This window comes from Mesorhizobium sp. Cs1299R1N1, assembly GCF_037179655.1.
Taxonomy (GTDB): Bacteria; Pseudomonadota; Alphaproteobacteria; order Rhizobiales; family Rhizobiaceae; genus Mesorhizobium; species Mesorhizobium salmacidum.
Genome location: NZ_JAPYKR010000002.1, coordinates 513,876 through 526,990, shown reverse-complemented (window position 1 = coordinate 526,990; position 13,115 = coordinate 513,876). Strand labels below are relative to the sequence as shown.

Here is a 13,115-nt window from a genome sequence, read left to right as displayed (position 1 = left end):
CGGAAGATCGCAAACGATAGCTTGCCGCCCTAAGACTTCAGGCGAGCCCGAACCGCTCTACGGCACGCATGATGCCGCGCAATTCGGCCAGACCTTTCAGCCGGCCGATGAGCGAATAGCCGGGGTTGATCTTCTTCTTGCCGATGTCGTCGGCGAGCAGATGCCCATGATCCGGCCGCATCGGGATTTGCCAGTCGGCCCTGCCTTCCCCGCGACGGCGCTTCTCTTCCTGCATCAAAGCGAGGATGACATGCGCCATGTCGGTGCCACCCTCCAGATGCTCAGCCTCATAGAACGAGCCGTCTTCCTCGATGGTGATGTTGCGCAGATGGACGAAATGGATGCGGTCAGCGAATTCCTTGACCATGGCGACGATGTCGTTGTCGGCGCGCGTGCCGTAGGAGCCGGTACAGAACGTCAAGCCATTGGCCGGGCTGTCGACCGTCGTGAGGATGAAGCGCGCATCCTCGGCCGTCGAGACAACGCGCGGCAGGCCATAGAGCGAGAACGGCGGATCGTCGGGATGGATGCACATGCGCACACCCTCCTCTTCGGCAGCCGGGATGATCTCGCGCAGGAACCAGGCCAGGTTGTCGCGCAGTTCCTTCGGCCCGATCGCATCGTATTCCGCCAGGGCCTCGCGAAAACTGTCCCTGTCATAACTGCGCTCCGTCGCCGGCAGGCCGGCGATCAGGTTGCGCTCGATCTGGTCGATCTGCTCCGGCGTCAGCACCTTCAGCCGCTGCTCGGCTTCGGCGATACGCGCCGGCGTGTAGCTTGCCGCGCCACTCTTGCGCTGCAGGACAAAGAGATCATAGGCGGCAAAGTCGATAGCGTCGAAACGCAAGGCATAACCGGTCGTCGGCAGCCGGTAGGCCAGGTCGGTGCGGGTCCAGTCGACCACCGGCATGAAATTGTAGCAGATCGTCCGGATGCCTGCCTTGGCGAGCGCGCGGATGCTGTCGCGATAATAGCCGGCATAGCGCTCGCGCTCCGGCGCGCCGATCTTGAAGGAATTGTGGACCGGAATGCTCTCGACAACCGACCAGGTCAGCCCAGCCGCCTCGATGATGCGCTTGCGCTCAAGCACATCGGCCGCGGGCCAGGCCCTGCCGTCATAAATCTGGTGAAGCGCTGAAACCACGCCGGTGGCGCCGGCTTGTTTGACATGTTCAAGCGTCACCGGATCATCGGGACCGTACCAGCGCCAACACTGTTCCATTGCCACTTCCTTTTTTGCGAGAGACCGGCAACCTATTGTTTGACCATGATGAGTGTCAAACTAAGAGCCGGTTTCGATAACGAATGAAGGAGCTTCCGCGATGAAGGATTTTGACGGCAAGGTGGCATTGGTGACAGGGACGACCGGTATCGGCCTGGCAACCGCCAAACGCCTTGCGGCTGGGGGTGCCGCGATCGTCGCCTGCGGCGTCGACCGGGAAGCCAATGCCGCCATGCAGGAGAGCCTCGCCAAGGCCGGAGCGAGCGTTCTGGTGCGGACGGTGGACGTCTCGGTTTCCGACCAGGTGCGCGAGGCGGTCGCGGCCGGCGTGGCGAAATTCGGCGGCATCGATGTCATCGTCAATTCGGCGGCGGTGCATCCCTATGGAACGGCGACGACGACCGACTGGGAAACCTGGAACCGGGCGATGACGGTCAATGTCGGTTCGATCTATCTGACCGCCCATTTCGGCATCCCGGAAATGATCAAGCGGGGCGGCGGCGCCATCGTCAACGTCGCTTCGGTGCAGGGCTTCGCCTGCCAGCAAAACGTCGCCGCCTATGCCACGACCAAGGGCGCCATCCATACGCTGACACGTTCGCTGGCGCTCGACTATGCCGCATCGGGCATAAGGGTCAATTCGGTCAGCCCAGGCTCGATCCGCACACCGATCCTCGAAAAGGCCGCGCGTGGCGACGGCGGCAGCGACGCAGATGTCGAAGAAGCCTACAGGCGGTTCGGCGCGGCCCATCCGCTCGGCCGTATCGGCGAGCCGGAGGAGGTGGCGGAGTTCATAGCGTTCCTGTGTTCGTCGAAGGCCGGCTTCTGCACCGGCGCGGACTATAAGATCGACGGCGGCCTTACCGCCGGCATCGGCGTGAAGTAGCGCCATGAAGGCCGGACTTGGGCTCTATCTGGGGTGGCGGCATTCACGCATCCAGTTCGGAACAATCTTTTTTGGTCGAAGTTTTACCCCTTGAAGGGACGAACTCTCCGAAGGAGATTTCCTATGAAACATGTTCTCATTACCAGCATGCTTGCGATCGGGCTCGGCTGCGGGACGGCGATGGCCCAGTCGCAGCAGCCCGCCGACAGCCAATCAGGAGCGGACACAAACTGCGCTTCCGGCACGACCAACTGCCAGAAGGGCTCGAAGATGAAAGAGCAGGCACAGGGTACCAAGTCCCAGACTGACCAGCAGGCTCAGGGCAAGGCCAAGGTCCAGACCGATCAGCAGGCCCAGGGCAAGGCCGGCACCACGACGGATCAGCAGGCCCAGGGCAAAGCCAAGGTCCAGACCGATCAGCAGGCCCAGGGCAAGGCCGGCGCCACCACGGACCAGCAGGCACAGGGCAAGACCAAGGTCCAGACCGATCAGCAGGCCCAGGGCAAGGCCGGCACCACGACCGACCAGCAGGCACAGGGCAAGGCCAAGGTCCAGACGGATCAACAGGCCCAGGGCAAGACCGGCACCACGACGGACCAGCAGGCCCAGGGCAAGACCTCCACACAGGATAAGACCTCGACCGCTTCCATCACCAATGTAACGGTTGAACAGAAGACCCAAATCACCCAGGTGATCCGGGAAACCAAGGTCGAGCCGGTAGCCAGCGTCAACTTCGACGTCTCAGTCGGCATCGAGGTTCCGCGGCACAAGATCAGGCTGCATCGTTTGCCGGCTCGCATCGTCAAGCTCGTCCCGGCGTACGAGAGCTACGAGTATTTCGTCCTCGCCGACGGCCGGATCGTCATCGTCGATCCGGATACGTACAAGATCGTGCTGATACTGACCTAGAGCAATTCCAGGAAAAGTGCGTAGCGCTTTCCCTAGGGAATTGCGTAAAAACAAAGAGCTAGAGCAGGAGATTGCTCAACCCGCCCCGCCGCGGTCGGGTTGAGCACTATGGCGAGATGATGCGGAAAGCTTCCTCGTGCAGGCCTCAGCGCATGCTCAAGGGTTCCGAGGCCGCAAAGTCCGCAAGGTAATCGAGTAGCGGTGCTCGGCAAGCGGCGGGATGCTGTGCTCCCATTGCGACCGCGAAGGGCCCGTCATGAGATAGGCCGATCTCGGCTCGACCGTGATGGTCCGGCGGTCCCATCCAGACCCATTCTTGCGTCGAAGGCGAAAATCGCAGGGCGCCAGCAGCGAAACGCCCGCGACGTCTTCGAAATGAGGCTTGTCGCGGTGCCAGCCGATGCCGGCGCCGGGCCGGTATTCATTGATCAAGACCTGCGCGAAGGCTTCGGTGGGCCGGCGCGCAAAGGCCGCGACCTGCTCGCGCAAGGGCAACAGAAAATCAGGTATAGGCGGTGCGTCGACGACTTCACGCCGGTCATAATCGTAGCGAAGACCAAAACCGACGACACGCCGGTTTGCCAAATGGCCGTGGAAGTCGAAGGGTCTGAAGGGCAGTCCTTCAAGCTGCCGGACGAGGTCGATTTCCTCTTGCGGTGTGATCAGTCCGGGCTGGTAGGCGAAACCCTCCGGTAGATCATCCTGAACGACACCGAAGAGATCGTACTGGGGCACACGGCCGGCTGTTTTCGGTTTGAGCGGCGACATTGTGCCTAGATGGTGAAGGCCAGACCGCAAGGCAATACAGGGAACCGCGCTTGCTTGCCTGGGACACATCTCAACACCGGCGCAACGGAACACCGTAGCGGCGTGAAAGTTTAGGCAACGGCGGTTCCGTCGGAGGCCGCCGGACATGTTCCAGCCTTGGAGTGCCGGATGCCGCGCGTTGAAACCGGGGCCTGCTTTTGCGGGGCGATTGCCGCCGCCATGGACGGTGATCCCTTCTGGATATGCTACGATCACGATGACGATTGCCGACGGGCGATCGGCAGTCCGCTCACCATCTGGGTTGGATATCGGCCGAGCCAGTTCCGCCTTTTGAAGGGAACGCCAAAGGCCTTCTCCAGGACGCCGGGCGTTGTCCGCACTTTCTGTCCCGATTGCGGGACCTCGATAGGCTATAGCGACGAAGGCCTGCCGGACGAGCTCTACCTGACGATCGGGTTCTTCGACAGACCCGAAGGGCTGCGGCCACAGGCTCATGCCTATTGGAACCTCAGACTGCCGTGGGTCGACTTTGCCGACAAGCTGCCGCGTATCGATCGATATTCGAGGAAGCGCGACACGAAGTTCGGCAATCCCCGCGACAGGTAGCGAGGTCGGGTGGCGGGACGGAACCGCACCATGCCTGAGGGGTTTATGTGGCTGAGCCGTCAGGTGCCAGCATGCCGTCGACCGCGATCCGAAACACGCAATACGATCCCGCGACCAGGACGCTCTCCGTCTGGTTCGTGCCGAGCGGTAACCGCTATGACTATGAGGACGTCGCACCGGCAACCTACGCCGCGTTCATGAAGGCTTCCTCGAAGGGCGGCTACTTCAATGAATTCATTCGGGACCGTTACAGATACCGTCGCGTGGCGTGATGCGGCGCCAGCGGCCTGTCATGCCTTCTTGTTCTGCTCGGCGGGCATCTGATCCGGCGCCGGCTCCCAACCAAAGACACTTCGGCCGCCAAGCAGATGCGACTGGTCGAATTCGCCGGCGACAATTTCCTTGAGGCTGGGACCGGTGACGTATCGCTCGACCTGCCGCGACTGATCGTCGAGCCGCCTCAATGACCGATTTCCTCTTCGCGACCAAGCCTGGCCTTTTGCACCGCGGACTTCAGCACGCCGATTGTTTCATCATAGACCTTGAGCGGAACAGGGAAGGGATGCCTGTCCTTGCCGCCATGCGCCAGCGAAAAACGGCCCGGGTCCGAAAACCGGCAAGGCGCGCCATGCACCACTTCGGCAACGAGGGCCAGCGCCCGCACCGTGCGGGCGCCCACACCAGGAACAAGGAGAAGCTCGGCGAAATCGGCAGGACCCCGCTCGGCGGCCGCGGCCATGTTGCCGTGAAGGCGATGCATCACGACATCGCTTTCGCGGACATCATGGTGAGCCGGCATGACCAGATGCGGCAACAATGGCTGCGCCGGAGCCGGTGCGGCGCCGGGTTCCAGGGCGGCGAGTTCCCGAAGGATGCGGTCCGGCCCAAGATCCTGGAGCAGGTCAAGTTGTCCCTGGCGTGAGGCCTCGGCGCGCCGGTCGGTCAGATTGACGATCTCGCCCTGGTTGGCGCCTTCGATGGCGGCATGCGGCTGGTCGACGAAACTCTTCAAACCTTCGGACAGCCAATGATAGCGGCGCGCCACCTTGCTGTCGCCGTTCATGCCTTGCTGCACCACCACCCAATCGCCATCGTTGGTGACGATGAAGCCGTGCAAATAGAGGTCGAAACCATCCTGAACGGCGGCGCTGTCCACCTTGGCTACAAGCCGGCTTGCGGTTGCCAGGCGCGCGCCGTCGAAGCCGATACGCTCGCCGATGGCGGCAAGCTCATGCGGGGTTTTGCGCGAATGCGCGCCACGGCCGCCGCAAACATGAATGCCGAGTTCGCCCGACAGCGGCGTGAGACCGCGTTTCAAGGCGCCGACGACGCTGGTCGTGATGCCGGAAGAATGCCAGTCCATGCCCATGACGGCGCCGAAGGACTGGAACCAGAACGGGTGCGCAAGGCGTCGCAGCAATTCATTGCGGCCATAATGATGGATGATCGCCTCGCACATGACGGCGCCGAGACGCGTCATGCGATCGCCCAGCCATTTCGGCACACGCCCGCCGTGAAGGGGAAGATCAGCACTGCCCGATCGTTGCGCCACGTTTGCCTGCTCCAATGTCCGCGAATCTCAGACAAATAGGTATCCCGGACCGGGCAAGGAAGCACTGAATGCTCGCACCCGGATGGTCGATGAGCCAGACCCGGCTTGGTCCGGTCACGAGAGCAACGGCGCTCTGCTATCTCACCACGCGCTTCTCGAGCTTGCGGGCAAGAGTGCGCCGGTGCAGGCCAAGCCGGCGAGCCGTTTCGGAGATGTTGAAGCCGGTTTCGACCAGCGTTTCGTGGATGCGCTCCCATTCCAGGTTCTTGATCGAGGTGGGCCGGCTGGAAAGCGGTACGGAAACATCGCCCTCGGCACGGCCGAAGGCGGCTTCGATGTCATCGGTGTTGGCGGGTTTCGCCAGGTAATGGCTCGCGCCGAGCTTGATCGCCTCGACAGCGGTGGCGATGCTGGCAAAGCCCGTCAGCACGACGATCCTGGTCGAAGCATCGCGGGCGCTGAGCAGCTTGACGCACTCCAGACCGGAGCCGCCAGCCCCAAGCTTGAGATCGACGACGGCGTAAGCCGGAACAGCTGTTTCGAGGGCGCTGAGCAATGCATCCCGGTCGTGGCAGACGACCACGTCGTAGTCGCGCTTTTCGAAGGAGCGCTTCAGCGTTTTCGCGAAGGTGGCGTCGTCCTCAAGGATAAACAGCGATCGATCAGGCCTCACGATCATCTCCATCGGTCAGCGCCGCCAGCGGCAGCGAAAGGGTAACACAGGCGCCCTGCTCCATGTTGCGCGCCGAAAAATCGCCGCCCAGGTTCCGGACCACGTTCATGACGAGGAAAAGACCAAGACCGCCGCCTGGCCGTCCCTTGCTCGACATATAGGGTTGGCCAAGTGCTGCCAGAATACCCTCGTCGAAGCCCGGCCCGCGATCGCGCACGGAAATCACCAGCTTGTCGCCCTGCCGCTCGGCAGTGACGCCAACCCAATCCTGCGATGCTTCTTGAGCATTGTCGAACAGGTTGAAGATGACCTGCTTCAGCGCCGTGTCGGACACGATCTGCTCGTCCGGGTCGAAATCGTTCTTGTATTCCAGCTTGGATGGCTGGCGACTGGTGCGCCATTCCTCGACCAGATCGTCGAGGAAACCGCGAATCGTCGTGCGTATCGTTCCCTCGCCCCTGGCCTGGCCGGAAGACATCAGGATCCCGGACACGATGCGCTTGCAGCGCTCGATCTGCGCCTGCATTTCGGCCACATCGGCCGCCAGTTCGCGGTTGCGCGCAAGGGTGCGCATCTGGCGCCAGTCGGACAGGATGACGGATATCGTGGCAAGCGGCGTGCCGAGTTCGTGCGCGGCGCCCGAGGCCAGCAGGCCCATGCGCACGATGTGGTCCTCCTCGGCCGAGCGCTGGCGCAGATCGGCGAGATAGGCGTCGCGCTCGCGCAGATTGCGGTCGATGCGCGTCATGAAGATCACGATCAGTCCGGCCGCCAGCACGAAGCAGATGAACATGCCCCTGATATGCAGGGACAGGAGATCGCTGCCGCCATGATGCGGGATCGCGATCGGCTGGAAGAGGAAGATGAGGAAGACGAAGCAGGCCGAGGCAGCCGCCACGAGGATCCAGGTAAACCTTGGCGTCAGCAATGCCGCGCCGAGCGTGATCTGCAAGAGGTAGAGCGATACGAACGGATTGGACGCGCCGCCGCTCAGGTAAAGCTGCGTCGTCAGTGCCGCCATGTCGAAGATGAGCGCGACGAAGAGTTGGGTGTTGCTGATAGGCCTGATACCGCGCAGGACCAGCAGGCTGAAGATGTTGAGGCCCACCAGGAAAAGCACCACGCCGGCCATCTCCGCCAGCGGCAGTGGGATATCGAACCAGTATTCCGTCGCCAGAATGGTGAGCACCTGGCCCGCCACCGCCAGCCAACGCAGCTGGATAAGCAGGAACAGGTTCTTCCTGTTCGTTGCTTCGGGATGCGATACTGCCCCGTTCTTGCCGGCAAGGGATGCCGCCACCAGGGATTTGTCATGGTGAAGCGCTTGCGTGGGAACGCTCATCTCGCAGGTCCTTGCCGTCGGCGGCGGCCGATCATCGGCCTGGCCAGGGCAGTGGCGAGCATCGCAGCGAGCGTGAACCAGGTCAAAGCATAGACCAGGTGGCTGTTGCGGAAAGTCACGACAGTGAGCCCGCCGCGCGGCCAACCCTCCATGCCGGATGCTTCCGCATCTACGAAATAAGGAGCGACGTTGGTCGTCAGGCTGCGCGCGGTTGCGATGGCTGCGACGTCTCGCGAATACCAGCGATTGCCCGTGGCGTCGTTCTTGCGCAGAAAGCCGCCGCCGGGTTCGCTCATGCGCAACAGCCCGTCAATGACGGCCGGCGCGGTTAGGCCGCCCCTCTCCCGCTCGAACTCAGCCTTGCGTTCCTGGGGAATGAAGCCGCGGTTGACCAGCACCACGAAGCCACGGTCGGTTCGCATCGGCGTCAGCACCCAATAGCCGCCGCCAAGCTCCGTCACCGCCTGCACCAGCGTGTTGGCGCCGCCCAGATAACGTCCCGCCAATCGCACATGACCATACTCGAAACCGGCCGCGGTGATGCCGTTCCAGCTCTCCGGGCCAGGCGCATCGACAACCGGGGCATGAATGCGCTGGTCGACACGGGCGATCAGGTCGAGCTTCCAGACCCGCCTTTCCAGCTGCCATATGCCGAGCCCGACAAACACCAGCACGCCGAGAAGTCCGAGCAGCACAAGGACAAGGCGCGACGCGGACGATCCGCCGGCGCCCTCTAGCGGGTCGGGACGTCCGATCGCCTCGATGGTTGTCCTCCCAGGGCCCGCCGCCAGGCTCATGGCATCTCGCGCATGTCGTGTAGCCCCGGCATCATGTTGGCGTTGAGATGGTACATCACCCAGAGCGAGCCGGTCAGCACGATGACGACCAGGATCAGCGTGAAGATCAGCGCCAGCATCGACCATCCGCCTTCCGAGCCGGTGTTCATATGCAGGAAGAAGATCATATGGACCACGATCTGCACGAACGCGAAGGCCATGATGACGATGGCCGTGGCCTGCTTGTTGTCGATGGCGCCGGTCATGACCAGCCAGAACGGAATGGCGGTCAGGATCGCCGACAGGACGAAGCCGGTCAGATAGCCCCGGAACGATCCGTGTGCTGCTCCACCATGGGCGTGGCCGTGGCCCTCGGCATGATCATGAGCGCTCATCGCAACATCCCCATCAGATAGACGAAGGTGAAGACGCCGATCCAGACGACGTCGAGGAAGTGCCAGAACATGCTGAGGCACATCAACCGGCGGCGGTTCGCCTCGATGAGGCCAAATCTCGCGACCTGTACCATCAGCGTCACCAGCCAGACGGTTCCGAAGGTGACATGCAGGCCGTGCGTGCCGACCAGCGTGAAAAAGGACGACAGGAAGGCGCTGCGCTGCGGCGTGGCGCCTTCATGGATCATATGCGCGAATTCGTAGAGCTCGATCGACAGGAACGCCAGGCCGAACAGGCCGGTCACCGCAAGCCAGGCTTGCGTCGCCGCGACACGGCCCTTGTCCATGGTCAGCATGGCGAAGCCATAGGTGATCGAGGACAAGAGCAGCATGGCGGTGTTGACCGCCACCAGATCGAGGTCGAACAGGTCCTTCGGTGCCGGCCCCGCCGCGTAATTGCCGCCAAGCACGCCATAGGCGGCGAACAGCATCGCGAAGATCAGGCAGTCGCTCATCAGATAGAGCCAGAAGCCGAGCATGGTGGAGCCGCCTTCGGCGTGCGCATGCTCTTCTTCCAGGTGGAAGACCGGTTCGGTGCCGGCCGTGATTGCCGTCGATGTCATGCTCAAACCCTTAGCCTTGAGCGGCGAGGAGCGTCGTCCTCGCCTCCTCCGTCTGCGCGACTTCGGCCGCCGGAATGTGGAAGTCGCGGTGATAGTTGAAGGTGTGGCCGATCGCGGTGGCGATGAGGCAGACGAAGCTCAGCGCCGCCAGCCACCAGATGTACCAGATCAGGCCGAAGCCGAGCGCGACACTGAAGGCGGCCAGGATGATGCCGGTGCCGGTATTGCTTGGCATGTGGATCGGCTTGAAGCCGGCAAGCGGCCTGATGTAGCCGGCCTGCTTCATGTCATACCAGGCATCGTTGTCGCGAATGACCGGCGTGAAGGCGAAATTGTAGGCGGGAGGCGGCGAGGACGTCGACCATTCGAGCGTGCGGCCGTCCCAGGGATCGCCGGTCGTATCGGCAAGCGCCTCGCGCCTGCGGATGGAGACGAAGATCTGGATCAGGAAGGCGCCGATGCCGCAGGCAATCAGCACCGCGCCGAAGGCGGCGATGACGAACCATATCTGCAGCGAGGGATCGTCGAACACACGCATGCGGCGCGTCACGCCCATCAGGCCGAGGATGTAGAGCGGCATGAAGGCGAACCAGAAGCCGACCACCCAGCACCAGAACGAGACCTTGCCCCAGAACGGATCGAGCTTGAACCCGAAGGCCTTGGGCCACCAGTAGGCAATGCCGGCGAACAGGCCGAACAGCACGCCGCCGATGATGACATTGTGGAAGTGCGCGATCAGGAACAGGCTGTTGTGCAGCACGAAATCCGCCGGCGGCACCGCAAGCAGCACGCCGGTCATGCCGCCGACGGTGAAGGTGAGCATGAAGGCCACCGTCCACATCATCGGCAGTTCGAAGCGGATACGGCCCCGGTACATTGTGAACAGCCAGTTGAAGATCTTCGCGCCGGTCGGGATCGAGATGATCATCGTCGTGATGCCGAAGAAGGAATTGACGCTGGCGCCGGAGCCCATTGTGAAGAAGTGGTGCAGCCAGACGAGGTACGACAGGATGGTGATGACCACCGTGGCGTAGACCATTGAGGTGTAGCCGAACAGGCGCTTGCCGGAGAAGGTCGAGGTGACCTCGGAAAAGACGCCGAACAGCGGCAGGATGAGGATGTAGACTTCCGGGTGACCCCATATCCAGATGAGGTTCACATACATCATCGGGTTGCCGCCGAAGTCGTTGGTGAAGAAGTTGGTGCCGACATAGCGGTCGAGCGCCAGCAGCGAGAGCACCGCCGTCAGTACCGGGAAGGAGGCGACAATCAGCACGTTGGTGCAGAGCGACGTCCAGGTGAAGACCGGCATGCGCATCATGGTCATGCCGGGCGCGCGCATCTTGATGATCGTGCAGATCAGGTTGATGCCTGACAGCGTCGTGCCGACGCCGGCCACCTGCAGCGCCCAGATATAGTAATCGACGCCGACGTCGGGACTGTAGCCGATGCCGGAGAGCGGCGGATAGGCAAGCCAGCCGGTGCGGGCGAATTCGCCTACGAACAGCGAGGCCATGACCAGAATGGCGCCGCCGACCGTCATCCAGAACGAGAAATTGTTGAGGAACGGAAAGGAGACGTCGCGCGCGCCGATCTGCAGCGGCACGACGAAGTTCATCAGTCCGGTGACGAAGGGCATCGCCACGAAGAAGATCATGATGACGCCGTGGGCGGTGAATATCTGGTCGTAGTGATGTGAGTTCAGGTAGCCCTCGGAGCCATTGAAGGCGATGGCCTGCTGGAGGCGCATCATGATGGCGTCCGAGAAGCCGCGCAGCAGCATGATCAGGCCCAGCACCATGTACATGATGCCGATCTTCTTGTGGTCGACGCTGGTGAACCATTCGCGCCAGAGGTAGCCCCATAGCTTGAAATAGGTGATCACGCCGAGAAGCGCGATGCCGCCGAGCGCCACCGCGACGAAGGTGGCGACGACGATGGGTTCGTGCAGCGGCAGCGAGTCCCAGGTGAGGCGGCCGAAGATGAATTTGGTCAGCGTATCGGGCATCGGCGGTCTCTCACAATTCACGCCGCAGCAGGCCGACGGTCGGCGTATCCGCCTCGGCGCTACGGCTGTCTGTCCCTGGCCGGAGCAGTCCCGCCCCGCGAAGCGGGGACAGGTTCTTCGCCGGCCAATAGGTCGGCCAGGCATCGCGGGAGGCGCGCGAGATGGCAGCGGCCTCTTCCGCGGTGCAGATGCTGGCGACATAAGAGGGATCGTTTCCGAACACCGCGCCGCGCCGGGCGAGCTTGTCATATTGCAGCGGCAAGGTGTTGCGCACACCTGCGAGACCGAGACCACCCTTGGCGTCGATCGACATCATCTCGTTCATGCACATCTTGCCGCGCTCGACGCACAGATTGAGGATGGCGCCATAAAGGGCGGGATCGACGGAGGCGTAGTGGCGGACCGGTTCGTTCTCGCTCGGCTTTTCGAGCTCGAGGTAACTGTCGCGGTTAAGCGCCGCCGACGCGGTCCTGGTCTGTGCCACCCACTGGTCGAAGGCCTGGTCGGACAGGCCGTGGAAGGCAAAGCGCATGCCCGAAAAGCCGGCGCCGCTGTAGTTGGCGGAGAAACCGCTATAGGTGCCCTGCCGGTTGATGACGGCGTGCAGCTTCGTCTCCATGCCCGGCATGGCATAGATCTGGCCGGCAAGGGCTGGAATGTAGAAGGAATTCATCACCGCCGACGAGGTGATGCGGAAATCGATCGGCTGGTTGACCGGCGCCGCCAGCTCGTTGACGGCGGCAATGCCGTAATCCGGATAGATGAACAGCCATTTCCAGTCGAGCGCCACGACCTCGACCCTGAGCGGCTTGTGGAGCTGGGTAACGGGCTGGCCGGCTTCAATCCGGTCGATCCGGCGGTATGGGTCGAGCAGGTGGGTGCCGAGCCAGGTCAGCGCGCCAAGGCATATGATGATCAGCAGAGGGGCTGCCCAGATCACCAGTTCCAGTTTCGTCGAATGATCCCAGTCCGGCGCATAGGTCGCCGAGGCGTTGGATTGCCGGTAGCGCCAGGCGAAAAAGACAGTCAGCGCCATGACCGGCACGATGATGATCAGCATCAGCAGGGTCGAGACCACCAGCAGGTCGCGCTGCTGGGCCGCGACATCGCCCGCCGGCGCGAGCACGACCATATCGCAGCCGCTCAACAGCCCGGCCAGGGGAAGCAGAAGCAAGGCTCCAAATCGTTTCATCAGACGCTGCCCTCGATGGACCGCCGCAACGCGTTGGGATGTTGCAGTGCGGTATCGATCAAGGGCTACTGCCGGCGGCGGCGTGGTGACATTGGACAATTTGTCCAATGCCCAGCCGGGGTGGGTCTGGCAATGTGCAGCGCACATGGGATTGCCGCAATTG

General features: G+C 62.6%; 13 protein-coding genes and 1 pseudogene. 4 read left to right on the top strand and 10 right to left on the bottom strand.

The genetic code is table 11. From position 1 onward, the window contains the following. Window positions 1-37: 37 nt before the first annotated feature. Entirely contained in the window at window positions 38-1,222 is a 1,185-nt protein-coding gene (gene uxuA / locus O7A70_RS05860; RefSeq protein WP_337139547.1) for a mannonate dehydratase, read from the bottom strand. Window positions 1,223-1,322: 100 nt separating this feature from the next. Here uxuA and O7A70_RS05855 point away from each other — a divergent pair, with 100 nt between their 5' ends. Further along, window positions 1,323-2,108: an SDR family NAD(P)-dependent oxidoreductase gene (locus tag O7A70_RS05855; RefSeq protein ID WP_140504628.1), complete on the top strand. Its 786-nt coding sequence runs from the start codon at window positions 1,323-1,325 to the stop codon at window positions 2,106-2,108. 123 nt (window positions 2,109-2,231) lie between these two features. Further along, the gene (locus O7A70_RS05850) at window positions 2,232-3,017 is read left to right on the top strand and encodes a DUF1236 domain-containing protein (protein ID WP_337139545.1); all 786 of its coding nucleotides are present in this window, start codon (window positions 2,232-2,234) and stop codon (window positions 3,015-3,017) included. 156 nt (window positions 3,018-3,173) lie between these two features. On the opposite strand, the gene O7A70_RS05845 is transcribed toward O7A70_RS05850, so the two are convergent. Continuing rightward, complete coding sequence (locus O7A70_RS05845) at window positions 3,174-3,785, bottom strand: alpha-ketoglutarate-dependent dioxygenase AlkB (protein WP_337139543.1); 612 nt, start codon at window positions 3,783-3,785, stop codon at window positions 3,174-3,176. A 168-nt stretch (window positions 3,786-3,953) separates the two neighbouring features. Here O7A70_RS05845 and O7A70_RS05840 point away from each other — a divergent pair, with 168 nt between their 5' ends. After that, complete coding sequence (locus O7A70_RS05840; protein WP_337139542.1) at window positions 3,954-4,391, top strand: GFA family protein; 438 nt, start codon at window positions 3,954-3,956, stop codon at window positions 4,389-4,391. Between the two features lie 71 nt (window positions 4,392-4,462). Then, complete coding sequence (locus tag O7A70_RS05835; RefSeq protein ID WP_337139540.1) at window positions 4,463-4,663, top strand: KTSC domain-containing protein; 201 nt, start codon at window positions 4,463-4,465, stop codon at window positions 4,661-4,663. Between the two features lie 18 nt (window positions 4,664-4,681). Here the strand turns inward: O7A70_RS05835 and O7A70_RS05830 are convergent. The 8 genes and pseudogenes from O7A70_RS05830 to cyoA form a co-directional block, all read right to left on the bottom strand. Then, window positions 4,682-5,943 (bottom strand): annotated as a pseudogene (locus tag O7A70_RS05830) (DUF763 domain-containing protein). Window positions 5,944-6,079: 136 nt separating this feature from the next. Then, complete coding sequence (locus O7A70_RS05825; protein WP_337139538.1) at window positions 6,080-6,616, bottom strand: response regulator transcription factor; 537 nt, start codon at window positions 6,614-6,616, stop codon at window positions 6,080-6,082. Then, entirely contained in the window at window positions 6,606-7,958 is a 1,353-nt protein-coding gene (locus O7A70_RS05820) for an ATP-binding protein (RefSeq protein ID WP_337139536.1), read from the bottom strand. Before O7A70_RS05820 ends, O7A70_RS05825 begins: the two co-directional genes overlap by 11 nt. Next, complete coding sequence (locus O7A70_RS05815) at window positions 7,955-8,755, bottom strand: SURF1 family protein (protein ID WP_337139535.1); 801 nt, start codon at window positions 8,753-8,755, stop codon at window positions 7,955-7,957. Before O7A70_RS05815 ends, O7A70_RS05820 begins: the two co-directional genes overlap by 4 nt. Continuing rightward, entirely contained in the window at window positions 8,752-9,129 is a 378-nt protein-coding gene (gene cyoD / locus O7A70_RS05810) for a cytochrome o ubiquinol oxidase subunit IV (protein ID WP_337139533.1), read from the bottom strand. Before cyoD ends, O7A70_RS05815 begins: the two co-directional genes overlap by 4 nt. Continuing rightward, a complete protein-coding gene (gene cyoC / locus O7A70_RS05805) occupies window positions 9,126-9,752 on the bottom strand; it encodes a cytochrome o ubiquinol oxidase subunit III (protein WP_337139531.1) in 627 nt (208 codons plus the stop codon). Before cyoC ends, cyoD begins: the two co-directional genes overlap by 4 nt. Window positions 9,753-9,762: 10 nt before the next feature. Further along, a complete protein-coding gene (cyoB, locus tag O7A70_RS05800) occupies window positions 9,763-11,760 on the bottom strand; it encodes a cytochrome o ubiquinol oxidase subunit I (protein WP_337139529.1) in 1,998 nt (665 codons plus the stop codon). 10 nt (window positions 11,761-11,770) lie between these two features. Next, window positions 11,771-12,952 (bottom strand): ubiquinol oxidase subunit II, encoded by a 1,182-nt coding sequence (gene cyoA / locus O7A70_RS05795; RefSeq protein ID WP_337139527.1) that lies wholly within the window; start codon window positions 12,950-12,952, stop codon window positions 11,771-11,773. Window positions 12,953-13,115 lie beyond the last annotated feature (163 nt).